Source organism: Micromonospora sp. FIMYZ51, assembly GCF_038246755.1.
In the GTDB taxonomy this organism is placed as follows: domain Bacteria; phylum Actinomycetota; class Actinomycetes; order Mycobacteriales; family Micromonosporaceae; genus Micromonospora.
This window is the reverse complement of the sequence record NZ_CP134706.1, coordinates 805,759-828,429: the sequence shown is the minus strand read 5'-3', so window position 1 is coordinate 828,429 and position 22,671 is coordinate 805,759. Positions and strand designations below refer to the sequence as shown.

At 71.2% G+C, this 22,671-nt stretch carries 20 protein-coding genes, 1 tRNA gene and 1 pseudogene; 6 read left to right on the top strand and 16 right to left on the bottom strand.

The features are described from left to right. The first annotated feature begins 30 nt into the window (after nucleotides 1-30). Nucleotides 31-1,145, top strand: a pseudogene (gene galK, locus QQG74_RS04070) (galactokinase). 143 nt (nucleotides 1,146-1,288) lie between these two features. On the opposite strand, the gene QQG74_RS04065 reads toward galK, so the two are convergent. The 9 genes from QQG74_RS04065 to QQG74_RS04025 form a co-directional block, all read right to left on the bottom strand. Continuing rightward, nucleotides 1,289-2,593 (bottom strand): GTP-binding protein, encoded by a 1,305-nt coding sequence (locus QQG74_RS04065; RefSeq protein WP_341718955.1) that lies wholly within the window; start codon nucleotides 2,591-2,593, stop codon nucleotides 1,289-1,291. Further along, nucleotides 2,593-3,504 (bottom strand): sulfate adenylyltransferase subunit CysD, encoded by a 912-nt coding sequence (gene cysD / locus QQG74_RS04060; RefSeq protein ID WP_341718954.1) that lies wholly within the window; start codon nucleotides 3,502-3,504, stop codon nucleotides 2,593-2,595. Before cysD ends, QQG74_RS04065 begins: the two co-directional genes overlap by 1 nt. Nucleotides 3,505-3,577: 73 nt before the next feature. Next, nucleotides 3,578-4,411 carry a 3'(2'),5'-bisphosphate nucleotidase CysQ gene (locus QQG74_RS04055; protein WP_341718953.1) on the bottom strand — a complete coding sequence of 278 codons (834 nt, stop codon included), beginning with the start codon at nucleotides 4,409-4,411 and terminating at the stop codon, nucleotides 3,578-3,580. Between the two features lie 104 nt (nucleotides 4,412-4,515). Next, nucleotides 4,516-5,106: an aminoacyl-tRNA hydrolase gene (pth, locus tag QQG74_RS04050; RefSeq protein WP_341718952.1), complete on the bottom strand. Its 591-nt coding sequence runs from the start codon at nucleotides 5,104-5,106 to the stop codon at nucleotides 4,516-4,518. Nucleotides 5,107-5,197: 91 nt separating this feature from the next. Then, the gene (locus tag QQG74_RS04045) at nucleotides 5,198-5,905 is read right to left on the bottom strand and encodes a 50S ribosomal protein L25/general stress protein Ctc (protein ID WP_341718951.1); all 708 of its coding nucleotides are present in this window, start codon (nucleotides 5,903-5,905) and stop codon (nucleotides 5,198-5,200) included. Between the two features lie 283 nt (nucleotides 5,906-6,188). Next, a complete protein-coding gene (locus QQG74_RS04040; protein ID WP_341718950.1) occupies nucleotides 6,189-7,169 on the bottom strand; it encodes a ribose-phosphate diphosphokinase in 981 nt (326 codons plus the stop codon). A gap of 61 nt (nucleotides 7,170-7,230) precedes the next feature. Beyond that, nucleotides 7,231-8,757 (bottom strand): bifunctional UDP-N-acetylglucosamine diphosphorylase/glucosamine-1-phosphate N-acetyltransferase GlmU, encoded by a 1,527-nt coding sequence (gene glmU, locus QQG74_RS04035; RefSeq protein WP_341718949.1) that lies wholly within the window; start codon nucleotides 8,755-8,757, stop codon nucleotides 7,231-7,233. Between the two features lie 73 nt (nucleotides 8,758-8,830). After that, nucleotides 8,831-8,901: transfer RNA gene (locus QQG74_RS04030), tRNA-Gln, on the bottom strand. Between the two features lie 198 nt (nucleotides 8,902-9,099). Further along, nucleotides 9,100-9,291, bottom strand: coding sequence for a hypothetical protein (locus tag QQG74_RS04025; RefSeq protein WP_341718948.1), 192 nt, complete (start codon nucleotides 9,289-9,291; stop codon nucleotides 9,100-9,102). Between the two features lie 132 nt (nucleotides 9,292-9,423). Between QQG74_RS04025 and QQG74_RS04020 the strand changes: the two genes are divergently transcribed. Both QQG74_RS04020 and QQG74_RS04015 read left to right on the top strand, forming a co-directional pair. Further along, a complete protein-coding gene (locus QQG74_RS04020) occupies nucleotides 9,424-10,389 on the top strand; it encodes an acyl-CoA desaturase (RefSeq protein ID WP_341718947.1) in 966 nt (321 codons plus the stop codon). Nucleotides 10,390-10,501: 112 nt separating this feature from the next. Next, entirely contained in the window at nucleotides 10,502-11,191 is a 690-nt protein-coding gene (locus tag QQG74_RS04015; RefSeq protein ID WP_341718946.1) for a TetR/AcrR family transcriptional regulator, read from the top strand. A 21-nt stretch (nucleotides 11,192-11,212) separates the two neighbouring features. Here QQG74_RS04015 and QQG74_RS04010 read toward each other — a convergent pair whose 3' ends face one another. The 6 genes from QQG74_RS04010 to QQG74_RS03985 all read right to left on the bottom strand — a co-directional run bounded on the left by QQG74_RS04010 (nucleotide 11,213) and on the right by QQG74_RS03985 (nucleotide 17,343). Beyond that, nucleotides 11,213-11,692, bottom strand: a complete 480-nt coding sequence (locus tag QQG74_RS04010) for a DUF4383 domain-containing protein (protein ID WP_341718945.1) — start codon at nucleotides 11,690-11,692, stop codon at nucleotides 11,213-11,215. Between the two features lie 116 nt (nucleotides 11,693-11,808). Continuing rightward, the gene (locus QQG74_RS04005; protein WP_341718944.1) at nucleotides 11,809-12,261 is read right to left on the bottom strand and encodes a DUF4383 domain-containing protein; all 453 of its coding nucleotides are present in this window, start codon (nucleotides 12,259-12,261) and stop codon (nucleotides 11,809-11,811) included. A gap of 125 nt (nucleotides 12,262-12,386) precedes the next feature. Then, entirely contained in the window at nucleotides 12,387-14,192 is a 1,806-nt protein-coding gene (locus QQG74_RS04000; RefSeq protein ID WP_341718943.1) for an ABC-F family ATP-binding cassette domain-containing protein, read from the bottom strand. 125 nt (nucleotides 14,193-14,317) lie between these two features. Beyond that, a complete protein-coding gene (locus QQG74_RS03995) occupies nucleotides 14,318-15,265 on the bottom strand; it encodes a 4-(cytidine 5'-diphospho)-2-C-methyl-D-erythritol kinase (protein WP_341718942.1) in 948 nt (315 codons plus the stop codon). 145 nt (nucleotides 15,266-15,410) lie between these two features. Next, complete coding sequence (gene rsmA / locus QQG74_RS03990) at nucleotides 15,411-16,283, bottom strand: 16S rRNA (adenine(1518)-N(6)/adenine(1519)-N(6))-dimethyltransferase RsmA (RefSeq protein WP_341718941.1); 873 nt, start codon at nucleotides 16,281-16,283, stop codon at nucleotides 15,411-15,413. 169 nt (nucleotides 16,284-16,452) lie between these two features. Then, nucleotides 16,453-17,343 (bottom strand): TatD family hydrolase, encoded by an 891-nt coding sequence (locus QQG74_RS03985; RefSeq protein WP_341718940.1) that lies wholly within the window; start codon nucleotides 17,341-17,343, stop codon nucleotides 16,453-16,455. A 168-nt stretch (nucleotides 17,344-17,511) separates the two neighbouring features. On the opposite strand from QQG74_RS03985, the gene QQG74_RS03980 reads away from it, so the two are divergent. Continuing rightward, nucleotides 17,512-18,798 (top strand): hypothetical protein, encoded by a 1,287-nt coding sequence (locus QQG74_RS03980; RefSeq protein WP_341718939.1) that lies wholly within the window; start codon nucleotides 17,512-17,514, stop codon nucleotides 18,796-18,798. A 51-nt stretch (nucleotides 18,799-18,849) separates the two neighbouring features. Then, nucleotides 18,850-19,701, top strand: coding sequence for an alpha/beta hydrolase (locus QQG74_RS03975; RefSeq protein WP_341718938.1), 852 nt, complete (start codon nucleotides 18,850-18,852; stop codon nucleotides 19,699-19,701). 100 nt (nucleotides 19,702-19,801) lie between these two features. Here QQG74_RS03975 and metG read toward each other — a convergent pair whose 3' ends face one another. Further along, nucleotides 19,802-21,604 carry a methionine--tRNA ligase gene (gene metG / locus QQG74_RS03970; protein ID WP_341718937.1) on the bottom strand — a complete coding sequence of 601 codons (1,803 nt, stop codon included), beginning with the start codon at nucleotides 21,602-21,604 and terminating at the stop codon, nucleotides 19,802-19,804. A gap of 149 nt (nucleotides 21,605-21,753) precedes the next feature. Between metG and QQG74_RS03965 the strand changes: the two genes are divergently transcribed. After that, nucleotides 21,754-22,650: a hypothetical protein gene (locus QQG74_RS03965; RefSeq protein ID WP_341718936.1), complete on the top strand. Its 897-nt coding sequence runs from the start codon at nucleotides 21,754-21,756 to the stop codon at nucleotides 22,648-22,650. Nucleotides 22,651-22,671: the final 21 nt, after the last annotated feature.

The window sequence follows — 22,671 nt, the reverse complement described above, 5'->3', positions numbered from 1 at the left end:
GCCGACCGCGCCGCCGCCGGCTTCCGGCAGGTGTACGCCGAACCGCCCGCCGGCCGCTGGGCGGCTCCCGGCCGGGTCAACCTGATCGGCGAGCACACCGACTACAACGACGGCTTCGTGCTGCCGTTCGCGCTGCCGCAGCGGACCGTCGTCGCCGCGACGCCCCGGCCCACCGACGACTGGACGGTCTGGTCCGAGCTGACCGGCGAGACGGTCGACTTCGGCGTCGCCGAGGTGGCCGCCCCCGGCCGGGTCACCGGCTGGGCGGCGTACGTGGCCGGGGTGGTGTGGGCGCTACGCGACGCGGGTCACCCCGTGCCGGGCGCCCACCTGGCCATCGCCTCCGACGTACCGCTCGGTGCCGGGCTCTCCTCCTCGGCGGCACTGGAGGCCGCCGTGCTGGCCGCGCTTGTCGACCTCGGCGGGCTCGACCTGCCCGCCGAGCACCAGCCCCGGCTGGCCCAGCGGGCCGAGAACCGCTACGTCGGCGCACCCACCGGGATCATGGACCAGTCGGCGGCGATTCGGTGCCGGGCCGGGCACGCCCTCTTCCTCGACTGCCGCACCGAGCAGGTGACGCACATTCCGTTCGACCTGGACCCGGCCGGGCTGGCCGTGCTGGTGATCGACAGTCGTGCCCCGCACCGCCACGCCGACGGCGAGTACGCGGCCCGCCGCGCCTCCTGCGAGCAGGCCGCGGCGTCGCTCGGCGTGCGGGCACTGCGGGACGTGCCGGCGGAGAAACTCGACGACGCGCTCGCCCAACTCACCGACGACGAGACCCGCCGCCGGGTCCGGCACGTGGTCACCGAGAACCAGCGGGTGCTGGACACCGTCGACCTGCTCCGCGCCGGACAGCCCCGGCGGATCGGTGCACTGCTCACCGCCTCGCACGCCTCCATGCGGGACGACTTCGCCATCACCGTGCCCGAGGTGGACACCGCGGTCGAGGCCGCACTCGCCGCCGGGGCGCTCGGTGCCCGGATGACCGGCGGCGGCTTCGGCGGCTGCGTACTGGCCCTGATCGAGGCGGATCAGGCCGACCAGGTGGCCGCCGCCGTCACCGCCGCGTACGCCGAACGCGCCTTCACCGCCCCCACCCACACCACCGTGACCCCGCCCCCGGCACCACCCGCCTCGACTAACCCCACCCGCCCCCGCGCCTCCCCGCGCTCCCCGCCACCCCAGCCCTCGCGATCTTGCAGTTTCTGTCGGGACAAATGCCCGCAGAGGCGGCAAAAAGGCGACCCAAAGGGCAAGATCGCGGAGAAGGAGAAGAGAGGTCCGGTCAGGCGGCTTCGACGATCATTCCGGCGGCTACGGTGCGGTTGGTGGCCTCGTCGATGATGACGAAGCCGCCGGTGGTGCGGTTACGGCGGTACTCGTCGGCCAGCAGCGGGACGGTGGTGCGGAGCCGGACCCGGCCGATCTCGTTGAGCCGCAACTCGGTCGCGGAGTCGTCGCGGTGCAGCGAGTTGATGTCGAGGCGGTAGTGCAGGCTGCGGACGATCGCCCGGGCCACCCGGGTGGTGTGCTTGATCGCGTACTTGCCGCCGACCTGCAACGGGCGGGTCTCGTCCATCCAGCAGACCATCGCCTCGACGTCCTGGGCGACCGTCGGCGCGTTGTTCGGCCGGCAGATCATGTCGCCCCGGGAGATGTCGATCTCGTCGGTCAGGCGTACCGTGACCGACATCGGCGGGAACGCCTCCGCGACCGGCCCGTCGGCGGTCTCCACCGCCTTGATCCGGCTGGTGAAGCCCGACGGCAGCACCATCACCTCGTCGCCCGGCTTGAGTACCCCGGAGGCCACCTGGCCGGCGTAACCCCGGTAGTCGGTGACCGTGGTCGACTGCGGGCGGATCACGTACTGCACCGGGAAGCGGACGTCGACCAGGTTGCGGTCGCTCGCGATGTGTACGCGCTCCAGGTGATGCAGCAGCGCCGGCCCTTCGTACCAGGGCATGTTCGGCGAACGGGTGACGATGTTGTCCCCCCGCAACGCGGAGATCGGCACCACGGTCAGGTCCGGCACGTCCAGCTTCGCGGCGAACGCGGTGAACTCGTCGGCGATCCGCTCGAAGACCTCCTGCGAGAAGTCGACGAGATCCATCTTGTTGACGCAGAGCACCAGGTGCGGCACCCGCAACAGGGAGCAGAGGAAGGCGTGCCGGCGGGACTGCTCGACCAGGCCCTTGCGCGCGTCCACCAGGATCAGCGCCAGGTCGGCGGTGGAGGCACCGGTGACCATGTTCCGGGTGTACTGGATGTGCCCGGGGGTGTCGGCGATGATGAACTTGCGCCGGGGCGTGGCGAAGTAGCGGTAGGCCACGTCGATGGTGATGCCCTGCTCCCGCTCCGCCCGCAGGCCGTCGGTGAGCAGCGCCAGGTTGGTGTACTCGTCGCCCCGGGCCGCGCTGACCGCCTCCACGGCGGCCAACTGGTCGGTGAAGAGCGACTTCGTGTCGTACAGCAGCCGACCGATCAGGGTCGACTTGCCGTCGTCCACGCTGCCCGCGGTCGCGAAGCGCAGCAGGTCCATCGGCCGAGCGGCCGGCTCGGCACCGGCCGGCGCAAACGTCTCGGTCGTCATCAGAAGTAGCCCTCCCGCTTGCGGTCCTCCATGGCGGCCTCGCTGACCCGGTCGTCGCCGCGGGTCGCCCCGCGCTCGGTGATCCGGGTCGCGGCGACCTCCTCGATGACCTTCTCCACCGTGTCGGCGTCGGAGCGGACCGCCGCCGTGCAGGAGGCGTCGCCCACCGTGCGATACCGCACCCGGGCCTTGAACCGCTCCTCACCGACGCGGGCCGGCAGGAACTCGTTTACCGCGTAGAGCATCCCGTCCCGCTCGACCACCTCACGCTCGTGTGCGAAGTAGATCGACGGCAGGTCGATCCGCTCCCGGGCGATGTAGTGCCAGACGTCCAACTCGGTCCAGTTCGACAGCGGAAAGACCCGGATCGACTCGCCCGGGTGGTGCCGGCCGTTGTAGAGCGACCACAGCTCCGGCCGCTGGTTCTTCGGATCCCACTGGCCGAACTCGTCCCGGAAACTGAACACCCGCTCCTTGGCGCGGGCCTTCTCCTCGTCCCGGCGGGCACCGCCGAAGAGCGCGTCGAACCGGTGCTTCTCCACCGCGTCGAGCAGCACCGGCGTCTGGATTCGGTTGCGCATCCCGTCCGCCGACTCCCGGACCAACCCGCTGGCCAGTGCCGCTGGCACGCTGGCCACCACCAGTTGCAGGCCCAGCTCGGCCACCCGGCGATCCCGATAGTCGAGCACTTCGGGGAAGTTGTGCCCGGTGTCCACGTGCATCACCGGGAAGGGAATCTGGGCCGGCGCGAACGCCTTCTGGGCCAGCCGGAGCATGACGATCGAGTCCTTGCCGCCGGAGAAGAGCAGCACCGGCCGCTCCATCTCAGCGACCACCTCGCGCATCACGAAGATGCTCTCCGCCTCCAACGCGTCGAGGTGCGTGACCTGGTAGGCGGGGGTAACAGTCATGACAGCGACTCGATTCGCTCGCTCATCCGGTTCCAGACCTTTCCGGTCGGACATGTCAGGAAGTAGCGCCAGGCTACCCGCAATGCCGGTGCAGCGCTGCAAGTAACCGGCTAGCGAGATCCTTGCGGCACACCAGCAGGTCAGGCAGGCGCGGGTCCGCCTGGTTGTATTCCAGCGCAGAACCGTCAATTCGGGAAGCATGCAAACCGGTGGCCGTCGCCACAGCCACCGGCGCAGCCGAGTCCCACTCGTACTGGCCACCCGCGTGGATGTAGGCGTCCACCTCGCCGGTGATCACCGCGGCGATCTTCGCCCCGGCCGAGCCCATCGGCACCAACTGCGCACCGACATCCTCGGCGAGATCGGTGAGGAACACCGGCGGCCGACTCCGGCTGGCCGCCAACCGGAGCCGCTGGGCACCGTCGACAGGCTCCGCCGCCGACCGCATCGGCGGGTACGCCGGCGGCTGGTCCGTGGCCAGCACCCGGTGCCGCACCGGCAACCCGACCGCGCCCGCGACCAGACCGTGCGACGTCGGCGCGTTACGCGCCCAGAGCGCGACGTGCACCGCCCAGTCCGCACGCCCCTCCTCGCCGAACTCCCGGGTGCCGTCCAACGGATCGATGATCCACACCCGGTCGGCGGTCAACCGGGAAACCGTCGTGCTGCTCACCTCGGCCGCCCACGCCAGCCGGGAACCCTCATCCTCCTCCGAGAGCACCGCGTCGCCCGGACGCCACCTCGCCAACTCGGTCCGGATCAGGTCGTGCGAGACCTTGTCCCCCGCCGACTTCAGCGCACCCGCGTCGGCGAACCCCAACTCCGCCCGCAGACCCACCAACGCCTGACCGGCCCGGTCCGCCAACCACCGCGCGAAGGCACCGTCGGCCATCGGTGGACTGCCCATGCTCTGCGCTCCCGTCGCCTCGCCACGATCCGCGTACGCCGAGCAGCCGGCCCGCCCGGCCGCCGAACCCGCAGACTACCGGCCCGGCCGGCGCAACCCGACCATCACCCGCCGTGATAGAGGTTCTGCGTCGGCTCCACACCCCGGGTGACCACGGACTCCACCACGTCCGCCGCCCGATCCACCAGAAAATCCAACTCCTTGCGCTCCACCGCGCCGAAGTCCGACAGCACATAGTCGGCGGGATCCTGCCGCCCCGGTGGCCGGCCGATCCCGAACCGCACCCGCACGTAGTCCTTGGTACCCAGCGACTTCGACATCGACCGCAGGCCGTTGTGCCCGCCCTCGCCCCCGCCGCACTTCACCCGCACCTGGCCGTACGCGATGTCCAGCTCGTCGTGCACCGCGATCACCTGTGCCGGCGGCACCTGGAAGAACTGGGCCAGGCTCGCCACCGGCCCGCCGGAAAGGTTCATGTACGTCAGCGGCTTGAGCAGCACCAGCTTCGGGCCACCGAACCCGAGCCGCCCCTCGGCGACATCCGCCATCGCCCGCTTGAACCGGCCGAACTTCGCGCCCAGCCGATCGGCCAGCAGGTCGGCCACCATGAACCCGACGTTGTGCCGGTTGCCGGCGTACTCCCGACCCGGATTACCCAGGCCGACCACCAACCACGGCCCGGTCTCGTCCGTCACCCTTCGTCCCTCCGCTACCGAGATCCTGCTCCGATACGCCGACAGGCGCCCCCGGCAACCGGGGACGCCTGTCGCACAGTCTCTGGACCGCTCAGGACTCGGTCCGCGCCTCGGCGGTCTCCTCGCCACCCGCGGCGGCCGGCTCACCGGCCTCGGCACCCTCGGCGGACTCCGCGGTTCCCTCGCCGACGCCGGCCTCGGTCTCCTCGTCGGCCGTCTCGACCTCGGGCAGCGTCGCCTCAAGCTGCTCGGCGGTCGGCGCGGCGGTGACCGTGGCGACCGCCAGCTCCGGGTCGGCGGCCAGCTCGACGCCGGCCGGCAGCGTCACGTCACCGGCGGTCACCTGAACACCCGCCTCGGCGCCCTCGACCGACGCCTCCAGGTGGTCCGGCACCTTGGTCGCGTCGGCGGTCACCGACAGGGTGTCGTGGTCGTGCACGATAAGCGTGTCCTTCGCCGCCTCGCCGGTCAGCTGGACCGGCACGTCGACGGTGACCTTCTCGCCCCGACGCACCAGCAGCAGGTCGACGTGCTCGAAGGTGTCCTTGATCGGGTCACGCTGAATCGCCTTCGGCAGCGCCAGCGCCTGAGTGCCGTCGCTCACCTCGATCGCGAAGAGCTGGTTGGCACCGCCCTTGCGGATGGCCGCCGCGAACTCGCGGGCCGGCAGGGCGATGTGCTTGGGCTTCTCGCCATGGCCGTACAGCACGGCGGGCACCTTGCCGGCCCGGCGGGTACGACGGGCACCACCCTTGCCGAACTCAGTGCGGGGCTCGGCGCTGATCTTTACCTCGGACACGGGGAAACTCCTGATGCTTCGCTGCGGCAGCTTGTCGTCTGGCGGTGCTGGGCGGGGGGCTCGCAGGGGCTCATGCGTCAGCAGACTGCCCGGAGCACCGCGTCGATCACGGTGCCTCCGTGCGGCGCTTTTCAGCGGCCCGCAGGGCACCCTCGCCGTGGCAACCGCACCAGTCTACCCGAGCAACTTCCCGGCTTTCCGGCAGTCCCCGCACATGCCCGTCCGGACGCCCCGGGCGGGGCCGACCACGCACCTCGGCCCGCCCGGGTGCCGCAACCTCAGGTCAGCTCAGCCCACCGAAGAGGGTGGTCACCGAACCGTCGTCGAACACCTCTCGGATCGCCCGGGCCAGCAGCGGCGCAATGGAGAGCACGGTGAGCTTGTCGAGCTGCTTCTCCACCGGCAGCGGGAGGGTGTTCGTCACCACCACCTCGCTGACCGGGCTGTTCTTCAACCGCTCCGTAGCCGGGTCGGAGAGCAGGGCGTGGGTGGACGCCACGATCACGTCCGCCGCACCGGACTCCTTCAGGATGTCCGCCGCCTTGCAGATCGTGCCACCCGTGTCGATCATGTCGTCGACGATCAGGCAGACCCGACCCTCCACCTCGCCGACCACGCGATTCGCCACCACCTGGTTCGGCTTGAGCGGATCCCGCGTCTTGTGGATGAACGCCAGCGGGCAGCCGCCCAGCCGGTCGGTCCACCGCTCGGCCACCCGCACCCGACCCGAATCCGGGGCCACCACGGTCATCGGCCGGCCCGCGTACCTGCGCTCCACGTACTCGGCCAGGATGTCCATCGCGAAGAGGTGGTCCACCGGGCCGTCGAAGAAGCCCTGGATCTGCGCGGTGTGCAGGTCCACGGTGAGGATGCGGTTCGCCCCTGCGGTCTTCAACAGGTCCGCGATCAGCCGGGCCGAGATCGGCTCCCGGCCACGGTGCTTCTTGTCCTGCCGAGAGTACGGATAGAACGGCAACACGACCGTGATCCGCTTGGCCGAACCACGCTTCAGCGCGTCGACCATGATCAGGGTCTCCATGACCCATGTGTTCACCCCGTGCGTGACGGACTGCACCACGAAGGCGTCCGAACCACGTACCGAGTCCTTGAATCGTACGAAGATCTCGCCGTTTGCGAACTCGTACGCGTCGGCCGGCGTCGGCGCGACGCCGAGCACCTCGCCGATCTCCCTCGCCAGCTCCGGAAAACCACGTCCGGAGAAGAGCATCAGGCTCTTGCGGTTTTCGGCGACGATGCTGCCCATGGGCCCGTCTGCTCCCGTTTTGGTCGGTGGTACCCGGCCTACGGTGGTGGTCGGCCGGGGACTATTCGGTTGCAGTATCTCCCGCCTCGGCCGCCGGGCCCACTGGCTCGGCGGCGCCGTGGATTGCCTCACCTTCCCTTGCGGCAGGGCCCTCGGTCGACGCACTCTGCGCCGCCCGCTCGGCCGCCTCGGCCGAGCGCGTGCCCGGTCGACGCTGCGCCACCCAGCCCTCGATGTTGCGCTGCGGCGCCCGGGTCACCCCGAGCGCGCCCGGCGGCACGTCCTTGGCGATCGCGCTGCCCGCCGCCACGTACGCCCCGGCACCCACCTCGACCGGCGCGATCAGGCTCGTGTCACAGCCCACGAAGGCAGCCTCACCGACCACGGTGCGGTGCTTGTTCACCCCGTCGTAGTTCACGAAGATCGTCGCCGCGCCGATGTTCGCCCGCGCCCCGATCGTCGCGTCACCGACGTACGACAGGTGCGGCACCTTGGCTCCCGCACCCACCTCGGAGTTCTTCACCTCGACGAACGTGCCGACCTTCGACTTCTCCGCCAGCCGCGCGTCCGGCCGCAGGTACGCGTACGGTCCAACGCTCGCACCCGGACCGACCTCGGCACCCACCGCATGGCTACGCAGCACTGTCGCACCGGCGTGCACCACCGTGTCGATCAACGTCACGTCCGGCCCCACCACCGCGCCGCTGCCGACCACCGAGCCACCGCGCAGTTGGGTGTTCTGGTCCACCACCGCGTCCCGGTCGAGCGCCACCGTCACGTCGATCCAGGTCGTCTCCGGATCCAACAGGCTCACCCCGGCGCGCATCCAACGCTCGTTGACCCGGTCCCGCAGCAGGCGCCGCAGCGCGGCCAACTCCACCCGGTCGTTGCAGCCGAGCGTCTCGGTGTGGTCGTCCGCCAGGTGCACCGCCACCGGCTCACCGGCGGAGACCAGCAGCCCGAACACGTCGGTCAGGTACTCCTCGCCCTGGTCGTTGTCCGTGGAGAGCTTGCCCAACACGTCCCGCAACCGGGCCGCGTCGAATGCGTAGATGCCCGCGTTGATCTCCCGGATCGCCAACTGCTCAGGGCTGGCGTCGCGCTGCTCGACGATCTGCCGCAGCCGGCCGTCGGCATCCCGCACGATGCGACCGAGCCCGGTCGGGTCCGGGACCTGCGCGGCCAGCACGGTCGCCGCCGCGCCCTCGCCCTCGTGCGCCGCGACCAACGCGGTGACCGTCTCCGGCCGCAACAACGGCACGTCGCCGTTGAGCACCACCACGGTGCCGGTCGCCTCGGGCGCCGCCTCCAGCGCGATCCGCACCGCGTGCCCGGTGCCGAGCTGCTCGGCCTGGAACACCGCGGTGGCCTGCGGAGCGACCTCGGCCAGATGCGCCCGGACCTGGTCCGCGCCATGGCCCACCACCACCATCGTGTGCTGCGCGGCCAGCGGCTCCGCCGCGCCCAGCACGTGGCCGAGCAGCGTCCGGCCGAGCAGCGGATGCAGCACCTTGGGCAGCGAGGACTTCATCCGCTTGCCCTCACCGGCGGCGAGCACGACGACGGTGCGGGGGTGGGGCTCGGACACGACGTGGCTCCCGTCGAAACACGGACACTCTCGCGGCCATGCTAACCAGACATCAGCCGCCGATCAGCGGAAGCTCCCGGGAGAGGACTCGAACCCCTACAATCAGGACCAAAACCTGACGTCCTGCCATTAGACGACCCGGGATGGTCTAAAACGGGCAGAAAGCTAGTAGCTAGCCGACCCCTACACCTTAGCGTCCCGCGTCCGCGACACCATCACTCATACCCTTCATGATCCCCTCGATCTTCCAATACAGCCGCCGCGACCGTGGCACCTCGACGCTCAGGCAGCCCCGATACGTCTCGCCGGTGTTGTGTCGGACACTTGTGGGGCGGTGCCGCTTCAGCGTCGTGGCGCCTCGGCGCGCAGGTCGTCCTTGGCGTTGGGGCGCCGGGTCCGCTCCGGCGCCGGGACGCCGCGCAGCAACTGCTGGACCCGGTTGCGTCCGAGCCCGGTGCGGGCCTGAATCTCGCGGATCGAGAGCTGCTCCGCGGTGCGCAGCCGACGCACCTCGGTGGCGTCGAAGTCGGTCATGCGGCGCGGCTTAAGAGCAGGGTACGACGTGGCTGGCATAGCTTCTGGTCGCTGTCTGATGCGATCTACCGGACCCTTAAGTTACGGTGACGTAGCCGTAGATTCACGTTCTACCGTCCCCTGCGAGGTGACATGTCCACCGCTCTCATCGACTCGCATCCGACCGGTCCGAAACCCCTCACCGAGGGCACCCAGTCCCGCGGCATCCTGATCGCCTTGTGGGCCTTTGTGGTGATCCCGTTTCTCGCGCTGATCGCCGCCGTGCCGGTTGCCTGGGGTGGCTGGTTGAGCTGGGTCGACGTGGGCATCGCCGCCTTCTGGTACGTACTGGCGGGCCTGGGCATCACCGTCGGCTACCACCGCTACTTCACCCACGGCTCGTTCAAGGCGAAGCGGTGGCTGCGCATCGCGCTTGCCGTCTCCGGCTCGGTCGCCGTGCAGGGTGACATCATCCAGTGGGTCGCCGACCACCGCCGCCACCACGCCTTCTCGGATCTGGAGGGCGACCCGCACTCGCCGTGGCGCTTCGGCACCACCCTGCGCGGGCTGATCAAGGGACTGTTCCACGCGCACGTCGGCTGGCTGTTCGGCCGCGAGTTGTCGAATCGGGAACGCTTCGCCCCGGACCTGCTGGCCGACCCGGACATCCGGCGGATCCAACGGCTCTTCCCCCTGCTGGTGGTCGCCTCGGTGCTCGGCCCGGCGCTGATGGGCGGGCTGCTGACCTGGTCCTGGCAGGGTGCGTTGACCGCGCTCTTCTGGGCCGGGCTGGTCCGCATCTCGCTGCTGCACCACGTGACCTGGTCGATCAATTCGGTCTGCCACGTGTACGGTGAGCGGCCGTTCATGATGCGTCATGGCGACCGGGCCTCGAACTTCTGGCCGTTGGCCCTGATCTCCTTCGGGGAGAGCTGGCACAACCTGCACCATGCCGACCCGACCAGCGCCCGGCACGGGGTGCTGCGCGGCCAGATCGACATCTCCGCCCGGGTGATCTGGCTGTTCGAGAAGGTCGGCGCGGCCTGGGACGTCCGCTGGCCGAAGCCGGAGCGGATCGCGGCGAAGTTGGCGAAGCCGGCGGGCCAGGCGGCAGCGTGACGACGAGCGGACCGCTCGCCGGCAAGTTACCTGGCAGTATGTTCGGGTGACCGGGCAGAACACAGGCAGGATCCCCCAACCGGGCGTCACCGAGCGCCAGCGAGGTGACCAGGTGGCCGAGAATCCCAGCGGTGCGGGCGACAAGGCCGTCCGACGTGCGGTCCCCGCCGCCGCGGCGGCCAAGCCGACCAACCGGGTACGCATGTCGGCCGCCCAACGCCGTGAGCAACTGATCTCGATCGGTCGGCAGATCTTCGCCGAGCGGGGCTTCGACGCCACCTCCATCGAGGAGGTGGCGTCCCGGGCCAAGGTGTCGAAGCCGGTGGTCTACGAGCACTTCGGCGGCAAGGAGGGGCTCTACGCGGTGGTGGTGGACCGGGAGGTCCGGTCCCTGCTGGACCGGATCACCACGGCGCTTACCGCGGGCCATCCTCGTGAGTTGCTGGAGCAGGCGGCGTTGGCCCTGCTCAGTTACATCGAGGAGGAGACGAGCGGCTTCCGGGTGTTGGTACGGGAGTCGCCCGTGCTCTCCGCCAGCGGCAACTTCAGCAGCGTGATGAACGACGTCGCGCATCAGGTGGAGCACATCCTGGGCGCGGAGTTCTCCAGCCGGGGGTACGAGCCGAAGCTTGCCGAGTTGTATGCGCAGGCGCTGGTGGGCATGGTCGCGCTGACCGGCCGCTGGTGGCTGGAGGTCCGCAAGCCGCGCAAGGAGACGGTGGCGGCGCACCTGGTGAACCTCTCCTGGAACGGGTTGTCGCACCTGGAGGCGAAGCCGGGGCTGATCACCAGAGGTCGCTGACCGGCCGACCCGGCGGGCTGGTCAGCGTCGGCGGTGGATCTCGGCCACCGGGTGGGCGCGGCGGTTGCGTTCGGCCTCCGCGTGCTCTTCCGGGCCGACCTTGTCGTACACCCCGGTGCCGAGCAGGATCAGGCCGAAGAGCATCGAGACGATCACCGTGGACATGGAGAAGTTCAGGAAGTTGGCGCTGGTCTGTAGCACCGACATCATCAGGATGCTGGTGACCAGGAAGACGACTCCGGCGGTCAGGTTCATGTAATGGCCGAGGTTGCCGCGCCGGGATGCGCCGATGATGAGCACGATTCCGAAGAGCACGGAGACCAGCGAGAAGGCCAGGTTGGTCCGGAGCCCGAGGGCCCAGCTGCCGTCCCGGGCGAACAGCGGGTCACCCCAGCTCAGTACGGTGCCCCAGACGCCGAAGACGAGGATGTAGAGCCCGATCAGACCGGCGAGTGCCCGGTAGATGGGGCGCGCGGGGTGGTTCACCGGGAAGTGCGGCATGGCTCCTCCACGCGACAGGAACAATCACCACAATTGTCCCGCACGGTGCGGTGCCACGACGGGTTTTCGCCGGAGCGGGTCGGGCTCCGGCGAAAACCCAAACCGGAGCAGACCCTTCAGAGGACGAGCCGAGCCTTCTTCCACGCCTCGTGCTCGTCGTCGCTGCCGACCTTGCCGTACATGCCGGCCAGCAGCAGCACCAGGCTGGCCACCATCAGCACGATGACCGTGGCGACGCTGAGGTTGAAGATGTTGGCCTCGGTCCGGATGAAGGCGAGCCCGGCCAGACTGACCACCATGATCAGGTACGCCGTCCACTGGTTGATCAGCACGTCGAGGTTGCGGCCGATCACCGTGCCGGCCAGCACGATGGCGCCCAGGACGACGCTCAACAGCGAGAAGCCGAGGTTCGTGCCCTGGCCCAGGACCTGGGTGTCGCCCCGGCCGAGGAAGGACTCGCCGCTGCTGGCGAAGAAACCGAGCACACCGAAGACCACCAGGTACAGACCGGTCAGCCCGCCGATCGCCCGGTAGATCGGCTGCGCGGGGTGGTTGACGGGGGTATGCATGTCTGTGTCTCCAACGCCGTTGGGTGAGGGTCGACGCCGATTCTCCCGTACCCCGCGATATGACGCCGCACACGGGTCCCGGGCGCCCGCAGGTCGTGGCGTCGCGGGCCGGCCCCGGGCCGCAGTCAGGCAGGAATCTCCTCGGCCAGTTCCAGCCACGCCTGTTCGATCTGTTCCCGTTCGGCGCGCACCTGGCTGAGCTGGGCGTCCAGCTCGGCGACCCGGTTGTAGTCGGTGGCGTGCGTGGCGAGTTGGTCGAGCAGCGCCGCCTCCTTCTGCTCCAGCTTGCCGACCTGCCGCTCCAGCTTGGCCAGCTCCTTGCGGGCCTGCCGGGCCTCGGCGGCACTCATCCCGGTGTCGCCCGCCGCGCTGCTGGCGGTGCCGGTCACCGGTGCGGCGCTACCGGCCGGACCGGGAAGGCCGGCGGCGCGGGCCAGGTACTCGTCGATGCCGCCGGGCAGATGCACCAGCCGGCCGTCTCCGAACAGCCCGTACGTCGAGTCGGCCACCCGCTCGATGAGATAGCGGTCGTGGCTGGCCACCACGATGGTGCCGGGCCAGGAGTCGAGCAGGTCCTCCAGGGCGGCGAGGGTGTCGGTGTCGAGGTCGTTGGTGGGCTCGTCGAGCAGCAGCACGTTCGGCTCACCGGCGAGCAGGCGCAGCATCTGGAGCCGGCGGCGCTCACCGCCGGACAGATCACCCACGGGGGTCCAGAGCCGCCGGTCGTCGAAGCCGAACACCTCGGCGAGCTGGGCGGCGGAGATTTCCCGGTCGCCGAGGCGGACCCGTCGGGCCACCTCCTCGACGGCTTCCAGGACGCGCAGTTCGCTTGGCAGTTCGGCGAGTTCCTGGGAGAGGAAGGCCGGCCGCACGGTGGAGCCGGTGACCAGGCGCCCGCCGTCCGGGCGGGTGATCCCGGCGAGCATCCGCAGCAGCGTGGTCTTGCCCGCGCCGTTGGCACCGAGGACGGCGATCCGGTCGCCGGGGCCCACCTGCCAGCTGACGTCGTCGAGGATGGTCTTGGGGCCGGCGTGCAGGCGGACCTGTTCGAGGTCGTACACCTGCTTGCCGAGCCGGGCGGTGGCGAGCCGTTGCAGCGACATGGTGTCGCGCGGCGGCGGCACGTCGGCGATCAGCGCGTTGGCCGCGTCGATGCGGAACTTCGGCTTCGAGGTGCGGGCGGGCGGGCCCCGGCGCAGCCAGGCGATCTCCTTGCGGAGCAGGTTCTGGCGGCGGGCCTCGGTGGCTGCGGCGATCCGCTCGCGTTCGGCGCGGGCGAGCACCCACGCGGCGTAGCCGCCCTCGTAGGCCCGTACGGTCTGGTCGGCGACCTCCCAGGTGGTGGTGCAGACGGCGTCCAGGAACCACCGGTCGTGGGTGACCACCACCAGGGCGCCCTTGCGGCCGAGCAGGTACCGGGCCAGCCAGTCGACGCCGCCGACGTCCAGATGGTTTGTGGGCTCGTCGAGGATGAGCAGGTCGGCGTCGCGGACCAGCAGGGCGGCCAGCGCCACCCGTCGGCGCTCGCCGCCGGACATCGGCCCGACCGGCGCGTCGAGACCGAGGTGGGGCATGCCGAGCCCGTCGAGGATGGCCCGGACACCGGCGTCGCCGGCCCACTCGTGCTCGGCACCCATGCCTTCGGCGAGCCACGCGGTGCCGAGGACCACGTCGCGGACGGTCGCTTCCGGGCTGAGGGTGAGGTTCTGCGGCAGCCAGGCGACCCGTAGGTCGCGGCGGTGCGTGACCCGTCCGTCGTCGGGTTCCTCGGTGCGGGTGAGCAGTCGCAGCAGGGTCGACTTGCCGGCACCGTTGAGCCCGACCACACCGATCCGGTCGGCGTCGTCGAGGCCGAGCGAGACGTCGGTGAGCAGCGGCCCGGCCGCGCCATAGCCCTTGGACACCCGGTCCAGGTTGACGATGTTGGCCATGCCCCACCTTCCATGATCAAGGCGTCCCGGTGCCGACGGGCACCTGGGGACGCCTGGACCTCCAGCGTACGCGGAGCGCCGGGCGCGCCCGAAGGCGTCCGTGCCGGGACCCGGTCGGCCGTCGGTCAGGTGATCCGGGCGCCGGGCACCGGGCCGTGGGCGGTACGGGCCTGCCGGCACACCTCGGCGGCTTCCAGTTCGGCGGCGACGCGTACGGCGTCGGCGGCATCGGCGGTGAGGAAGACGCAGGTCGGTCCGGAGCCGGAGACGATGCCGGCGAGTGCCCCGGCCGCCTCGCCGGCCTTGAGGGTGGCCGCCAGCGCGGGACGCATGGCCAGCGCGGCGTCCTGTAGATCGTTGCCGAGGGTGGGGGCGAGTACCCGGGGATCGCGCTGCCGCAGGGCGGCGAGCAGGGCGTCGGTGCTGCCCAGCGCCGGTCCGGCGGCGCCGGTCTCGCGCAGCCGATCCAGTTCGCGGTAAGCCTGTGGGGTGGACAGGCCGCCGTCGGCGATGGCGACCACCCAGTGCCAGGAGGTGGGGCGGGCCAGGACCGGGCTGACCGCCTCGCCCCGGCCGGTGCCCAGGGCGGTGCCGCCATGGATCAGGAAGGGCACGTCCGAGCCGAGGTCGGCGGCGATGACGGCCAACTCGTCCCGGGACAGTCCGGTGCCCCAGAGCGCGTCGCAGGCGACCAGGGCGGCGGCGGCGTCGGCGCTACCACCGGCGAGCCCACCGGCGAGCGGGATCTGCTTACGCAGGTGCAGCCGGGCGTGCGGCATCACGCCGGCGTATCCGGCGAGGGCGTGGGCGGCCCGGATGACCAGATTGGAGTCGTCCAGGGCGAGTTCTCCGGTGCCCTCGCCCTCCATGGTGAGGGTGAGCGTGTCGCCCCGCCGCGCGGTCAGCTCGTCGTAGATCGAGATCGCGTGATAGACGGTGTTCAGCTCGTGATAGCCGTCCCGGCGCAACGGGCCGACCCCCAGGTGCAGGTTGACCTTGGCGGGTACCTTCACGCGCACCGGTCCGCTGGCCCCACGCGGCTCGTCGTCCTCCGGTCGCCATGCCTCGGTCACGGGGTGATGTCCCAGACGCGCAGCCGGACGTCAAACGGCTTGGTCACGATCAGCTCCTCGGCGGGGGTCGGCGACCGGCTCGCTCCGGCCGTCGACGAGGTCGTACGCGTACAGGTGCGCGGGTTTCTGCCCGCACGGCGTCAGCCTACTGCGCGGCGACGGTCGCGCCCGGAGCCGACGCGGCGACGGCGGCGAACTGCTCCACGGTGAGTGACTCGCCGCGTGCGCCGGGGTCGATGCCGGCGGCGGTGAGCGCCGTGGCGGCCCGGTCGGCACCGCCGGCCCAACCGGCCAGGGCGGCGCGCAGCGTCTTGCGGCGCTGCGCAAAGGCGGCGTCCACCACGGCGAACACCTGTTTCCGGGACACGTCCGTGCGGGGCGGGTCGCGGCGGGTGAAGGCGACCAGACCAGAGTCGACGTTGGGCACCGGCCAGAACACGTTAGGTGGCACCTTGCCGGCGGCGCGGGCATGCGAGTACCAGGCAAGCTTGACCGACGGTACGCCGTACACCTTGGAGCCGGGGCCGGCGACGAGCCGGTCGGCGACCTCCTTCTGCACCATCACCAGCCCGTGCCGGAGGCTGGGCAGCTCGGCGAGCAGGTGCAGCACCACCGGCACGGCGACGTTGTAGGGCAGGTTCGCGACCAGCGCGGTGGGCGCCGGGTCGGCCAGCTCGGCGGCGGTGATCCGCAGCGCGTCGGCGTGGTGCACGGTGAGCCGGGCGGCGGCCGGGCCGGCGCGCCGGGCGGCGGTGTCGGGCAGCGCGCCGGCCAGCGCCGCATCGATCTCCACGGCGTGCACGTGGGCGGCGGCCGACAACAGCCCGAGGGTGAGCGAGCCGAGCCCGGGTCCCACCTCCAGCGCCACGTCGTCGCCGGAGAGCCCGGCGGTGGCGACGATCCGGCGCACGGTGTTCGGATCGTGCACGAAATTCTGGCCGAGCTTCTTGGTGGGGGCGACACCGAGCCGGGCGGCGAGGTCCCGGATCTCCGCCGGCCCGAGCAGATCAACGGCCATCCCGACAGCCTACGGCTAAAGGAAGGGCCCCCTATTAACGCCTCCGGCAGAGGAAGGGCCCCTTATTAACACTCCGCTGCGCCGGGCGGTTCCGCGCCCGGGAACGGAAGGAACGCTGCGCCGGGCGGCTCCGCGGCAGGGAACGGAAGGAACGCTGCGCCGGGCGGGTTCAGCGCCAGGGGCCGAAGGCGCGTTCGCCGGTGGCGGAGATGGCCGCGCAGAGTTCGTCGAGGTCGGCACCGGTGGTGGCGGCCAGGGCCCGGACGGTGAGCGGAATGAGATAGGACGCGTTCGGCCGCCCCCGGTGTGGCATCGGGGTGAGGTACGGCGCGTCGGTTTCCACCAGGATCTGGTCGAGCGGCGTCAGCGCGGCGGCCTCGCGCAGTGCCCCGGCGCTGGCGAAGGTGACCGTGCCGGCGAAGCTGAGCAGGTAGCCCCGGCGGACGCACTCGGCGGCGAACTCGGCGTCGCCGGAGAAGCAGTGCAGCACCACGGTCTCCGGTGCGCCCTCGTCGTCCAGGATGCGCAGCACGTCCGCGTGCGCGTCCCGGTCGTGGATGACCAGGGTCTTGCCGTACCGCTTGGCGATGGCGATGTGTGCCCGGAAGCTCTCCTCCTGCGCGGCGCGACCGTCGTCGCGGGTGCGGTAGAAGTCCATGCCGGTCTCGCCGATGCCGCGTACCCGGTCCCGGGCGGCCAGCGCCTCGATCTGGCGCAGGGCGGCGTCGAGGTCGGGCAGCCGGGGTGCCTCGTTGGGATGCAGCGCCACGGTGGCCAGCACCGCGGCATGCCGGTCGGCCAGTTCGGCGCCCCACCGGGAGGAGTCGACGTCGACGCCGACCTGCACCAGCCGGTCGACGCCGACCATGGCAGCCACGTCGATCGCCGCCGCGACCGGATCGGTGGCGGCGCTGCCCGCCGGTACGCCCGCCTCGCTGACGGTGATGTCCAGGTGGGTGTGGCTGTCCAGCACCGGCTGCGGCAGCGGCTCGGGTGCGGGTGGGAACTCACCGGCGCGGCGTGCCGCGCGCTGGCTGCGGGACTCGGTCGGCTCGCTCATCTCCCCGACAGCATCACACACGGGCCGAATCCACCCGGCCGCCACCCGGTGTTCACCCCGTCCACGCCGGCCGGCCCTACCGTCGCTCCGGGGGATGCGAGGGATGGGGTGAGGGCATGAGTGAGATCGGAATGCAGCCGTGAGCGTTCGGCGCGGCGGCCCGACCGCGTGAACGTCACCGGTCAGGCCGAGAGCACCGCGCAGCGTACGGGTCTGCGGGTGGCGTACGCAGGTGCCGTCTATCCAGCCGAGGAGATCGCCCGAGGCGCGGCGTACGAGTTGTTCAGCGCGACCGAGGCACCCGGTTTCGAGTGGGCGCCCCGGCCCGCCTCGGCGCTCGGATGGCGACGGTTCGTGCACGTCACCGAGGTCACCGCCGTGCACGGCGCGACCCGGTCGGCCGAGCCGGCGGAGGCACCGCTGCTGGTGCCGCTGCACCGGGAGCGCGGCTGGTCGGCGGTGCACCGGCTCGCTCAGCAGCCCGGGGCGGCGGATGATCCGCTGATCGCCACGGTCCGCGCCTCGGCGACCGTACGGCGCGGCACGCGGATGGTGAAGGTGCTCTCCGCCCGGCAACTCGCCGGTTATGTACGGGGTTGGTTGCCGCACGGATTCTGTTACCGGGAACATGACGTGGCGCATCTGCGTACCCCGGCGGCCACCACTGTGCTGCGTACGGACGGCGGCGGCCGGGATGGCGCGGATGTCACGTACGCGCTGCGGTGGCGGGCCGCCGACCCCGGTGACTACGACATGCCGGCCGGGTCGGCGTACCGGGGGCTGACCGCGCTGGGTCCGCGGGACCGGGTGGGGCCGGCGGTGCTGGGTACCGGGTTCACGCCGAGCAGCAATCACCTGATTCCCGAGTTCGTCACCCGCGACTTCGCCGATCTGCCCATGCCAGCGAACGCCACCCTGCTCGCCTATCCGGCGGAAGGGGTGGAGGTGGTGCTCTACGTCTACCAGGCCGAGCAACGCGGCTGGCTGCGGATGGTCGGCCCGCAGTGGCGGCATCTGCTCGCCGCAGTGCCCGGCCTGTCGCCGGAGCAGGAGTACGTGCCGACCGGTCAGGCGCCCTGCGCCACCCGTCTGGTCGGCAGGTACGCGGGCGACGAGTACGAGGCGGTGGCGGACCCGCCCGACGGGTTCCGGGTGCTGGCGCTGACCCGGGCCGCCCAGTACCCGGTCGACGGGGTGAGTCGGCGGCTGCGGCTGGCGGCCTGGCGCGGCGTGCCCTGCCTGGTGTTGCGGGAGGAGTCGGGCTGGCTGCGGCTGCGGCTGCGCCGGCCGGACCCGGACGCGGTGGCCGCTACCGGGGCACAGTGCCACGAACGGGGCGTCTACGAGACCTGGGCGCCCGGCGGCGAGGTGGTCGACGACCAGATCGTGGATCAGCCGTACGAGCTCGACGGCGGGCCGGTGCCGACGCTCCACGGCCGGAGCGGTGACGAATAACGGGCGCCTGCCGGGGAAGGCTCGGTCTCCCACCTTGGACAGGAGGACGTAATGCCCTTCATCACCGTCGGCACGGAGAACTCTGCGCCCATCGACCTGTACTACGAGGATCACGGCTCCGGCCAGCCGATCGTGTTGATCCACGGCTTCCCTTTCAACGGGGCGACGTGGGAGAAGATCTCGGGTCCGCTGCTGGCGGCCGGGTACCGGGTCATCACGTACGACCGGCGCGGTTTCGGCAATTCGGCGCAGCCGGCGTTGGGGTACGACTACGACACCTTCGCGGCCGACCTCGACGTGTTGATGACGGAGTTGGACCTGCGTAACGCGATCCTGGTCGGCCACTCGATGGGCACCGGCGAGGTGACCCGCTACCTGGGCGCGTACGGCTCGGACCGGGTGGACCGGGCGGTGCTGCTGGCGCCGCTGGCGCCGTACCTGAAGCAGGCTCCGGACAACCCGGAGGGCGTGGAGGCGAACCTTTTCGAAGGGTTCAAGCAGGCGATTCTCGCCGACCGCTTCGCCTACCTGACCCAGTTCTGCAACTCCTTCTTCAACTACGACGAGAACAAGGGCAAGCTGGTCAGCGAGGAGGCGTACCGGGCGCACTGGGAGATCGGCGCGCGTGCCTCGGGGAAGGCCACCCACGACTGCGTGGACGCTTGGGGCGAGGACTTCCGGGGCGACGTGTCGCGGATCGACGTGCCGGTGCTGATCGTGCAGGGCGACAAGGACATGGTGCTGCCGTACCCGAAGACCGGTCAGCGGCTCCAGCCGATGCTCTCCGACGGCCGACTGGTCACCCTCAAGGGCGCTCCGCACGGCACCCCGTGGACCAACGCCGACGAGGTGAACCGGGCGATCATGGAGTTCATCGGGTCGCCGGCGATGGCCCGGGCCTGACCGGACACGGCCGGCAGCCGTACCGCTGACGGATCGTCCCGCTGAGACGGGCGACGGGCGCGACCTCCGCCGGGGTCGCGCCCGTCGGGCCGGTGCGGGATCAGCCGCCGAGCCGGGCCAACTCCTCGTCGACGATCGAGGGGTCGAGCTTGCGGAACACCGGCTTGGGCGCCGCGAGCGCCCGACCCACCACCAGGGGTACGGACTCCCACCGCGCGCCCTGGGTGTAGTCCCCGGTCAGCACCGGATAGCCCGGCCCGACGTCGAGGTCGGTGACCTCCTCGATCACCGGCATCGGCGCGTGTACGCCGGTGCCGCCGAGCAGCTCGTGCACCTTCTGGGCGGAGTGCGGCAGGAACGGGGTGAGCAGCGTGTTGGCGTCGCTGACCACCTGGAGGGCGACGTGCAGGATGGTGCCCATCCGGGGCTTGTCCGCCTCGCCCTTGAGCTTCCACGGTGCCTGGTCGGAGAGGTACTTGTTGGCCTCGGCGACCACCTTCATGGCCTCGCCGATGGCCTGCTTCTGCCGGTGGTTGGCGATCAGGTCACCGACCGTGGTGAAGCCGGCGCGGGCCACGGCCAGCAGCGCCTGGTCGGCCTCGGTCAGCCCGTCGGGGCCGATCGGCGGGATCTCGCCGAAGTTCTTCGCCGCCATGGAGATCGACCGGTTGACCAGGTTGCCCCAGCCGGCGACCAGCTCGTCGTTGTTGCGCCGGAGGAATTCCGCCCAGGTGAAGTCGGTGTCGTTGCTTTCCGGGCCGGCCACCGCGATGAAGTAGCGCAGGGCGTCGGCGTCGTAGCGCTCAAGGAAGTCCCGGACGTAGATGACCACCCGGCGGGAGGAGGAGAACTTGCGCCCTTCCATGGTCAGGAACTCGCTGGAGACCACCTCGGTCGGCAGGTTGAGCCGCCCGAGCTGGCCCGGCTCCCCGTCCCGGCTGCCCTCGCCGGAGTAGCCGGCCAGCAGCGCCGGCCAGATCACCGAGTGGAAGACGATGTTGTCCTTGCCCATGAAGTAGTAGGACTGGGCGTCCTTGCCCGCGCCGTCGGTGGACCACCACTTGCGCCAGGCTTCCGGGTCGCCGGAGCGGCGGGCCCACTCGATGGACGCGGAGAGGTAGCCGATCACCGCGTCGAACCACACGTAGATCCGCTTGTCGGTGCGCTCGCGCCAGCCGTCGAGCGGGATCGGCACACCCCACTCCAGGTCCCGGGTGATGGCCCGGGGGTGCAGGTCGTCAAGCAGGTTCCGGGAGAACCGCAGCACGTTCGGGCGCCAACCCTCCCGGGTGCCCAGCCACTGTCGCAGGACGTCGGCCAGGGCGGGCAGGTCGAGGAAGAAGTGCTCGGTCTCCACGAACTCCGGCGTCTCGCCGTTGATCTTCGACCGTGGGTTGATCAGGTCGATCGGGTCGAGCTGGTTGCCGCAGTTGTCGCACTGGTCGCCCCGGGCGCTGTCGTAGCCGCAGATCGGGCAGGTGCCCTCGATGTACCGGTCGGGCAGGGTCCGGCCGGTGGACGGCGAGATGGCGCCCATGGTGGTCTTCGGCACGATGTAGCCGTTGCGGTACATCCCCTCGAACAGTTCCTGCACCACCGCGTAGTGGTTGCGCGTGGTGGTGCGGGTGAACAGGTCGTAGGAGAGGCCGAGGCCGTGCAGGTCCTCCACGATCACCCGGTTGTACCGGTCGGCCAGTTCACGCGGCTTGAGCCCCTCGGCGTCGGCCTGCACCTGGATCGGGGTGCCGTGCTCGTCGGTGCCGGAGACCATGAGCACGTCGTGGCCGGCCATCCGCATGTACCGAGCGAAGACGTCGGAGGGAACGCCGAAACCGGAGACGTGGCCGATGTGGCGCGGGCCGTTGGCGTACGGCCAGGCGACCGCCGCGAGAACGTGACTCATGACCAGCAAGCCTAATGACCCGCCTCGGGTGGCTGCGAACCAATACGGGTGGCGGGTCGACCTGGTGGTCGCGCCACCCGACCCGCTGGTCCGATTTGTCGCCGACACGCTGCCTGAGCTGCCCGGTCAGGCATTCTCGCCGGTGTCCAATGAACCGCGTGACTGGCAGCAGAGCCGCCCGCGGCCCAGAGGACGGCCTTCCCACCGAGGCCCGGCCGGAGTCGGCCGCGTCTGCGCGTACCCATCCGGTGACGCCGCCGCACCCCCGGGCCGGGCCCGGCGGCGAGGTGCCGGGCGGGCCGGACCACGCCGCGGTCGAACTGGAACCGACCACCGGCGCGCCGGTCGACGCGCTGCCCCGCCGGGTCCCGGTCCGACCGCCCGGCGGTCGTTGCGCCCCCGACGACGGTACGCCGGACGACGACGCGTTCTGGGCGCCCATCGAGGAGGTGCACTGGGACGGTACGCCGGTGCGGCCGGAGGCGACCGGCGACACCGGCGGTTGGTGGCGCCGCGTGCGGCGGGCGCGTCGTCGTCGTGCGGTGCGCAACCACCCGCCGGATCCGCTGCCGGGGCTCGCCTCGCTTATCGGGTTGAGCCTGGCGGCGGCTTTCTTCGCCTGGGTGAGCGCCAGCCCGTTCTGGGTCGCGGTCGGACACGCCGCCCCGGGCACGGCGGTGGTGACGGAGTGCTCCGGCGGCGGCCTGACCCAACGGTGCCGAGGCATCTTCACCGCGACGGACGGCACGTTCCGCAGTCACGGGGTACGGGTCAGCGGGGTGCCCGCGCACCGGAGCACGGCCGGTGCGAACCTGCCGGCCCGGATGACCGGCCCGAGCGGCGGCACCGCGTACGCCGATCGGGGGTTCGGTCTGCACCTGCGCTGGCTGCTCGGCCTGCTGGCGGTGCTCGGCTGCGGCGCGGGCATCGCGCACTGGACCGGCGCGACCCGGCTGCCCGAGCCACGGGACCGGCGCTGGGCGGTCGCCGCCTCGCTCGCCGGCCCGCTCGTGATCGCGCTCGGCTTCCTGGCAGCCGCCTGGTAGCCGCAGCCCGACACCCGATGG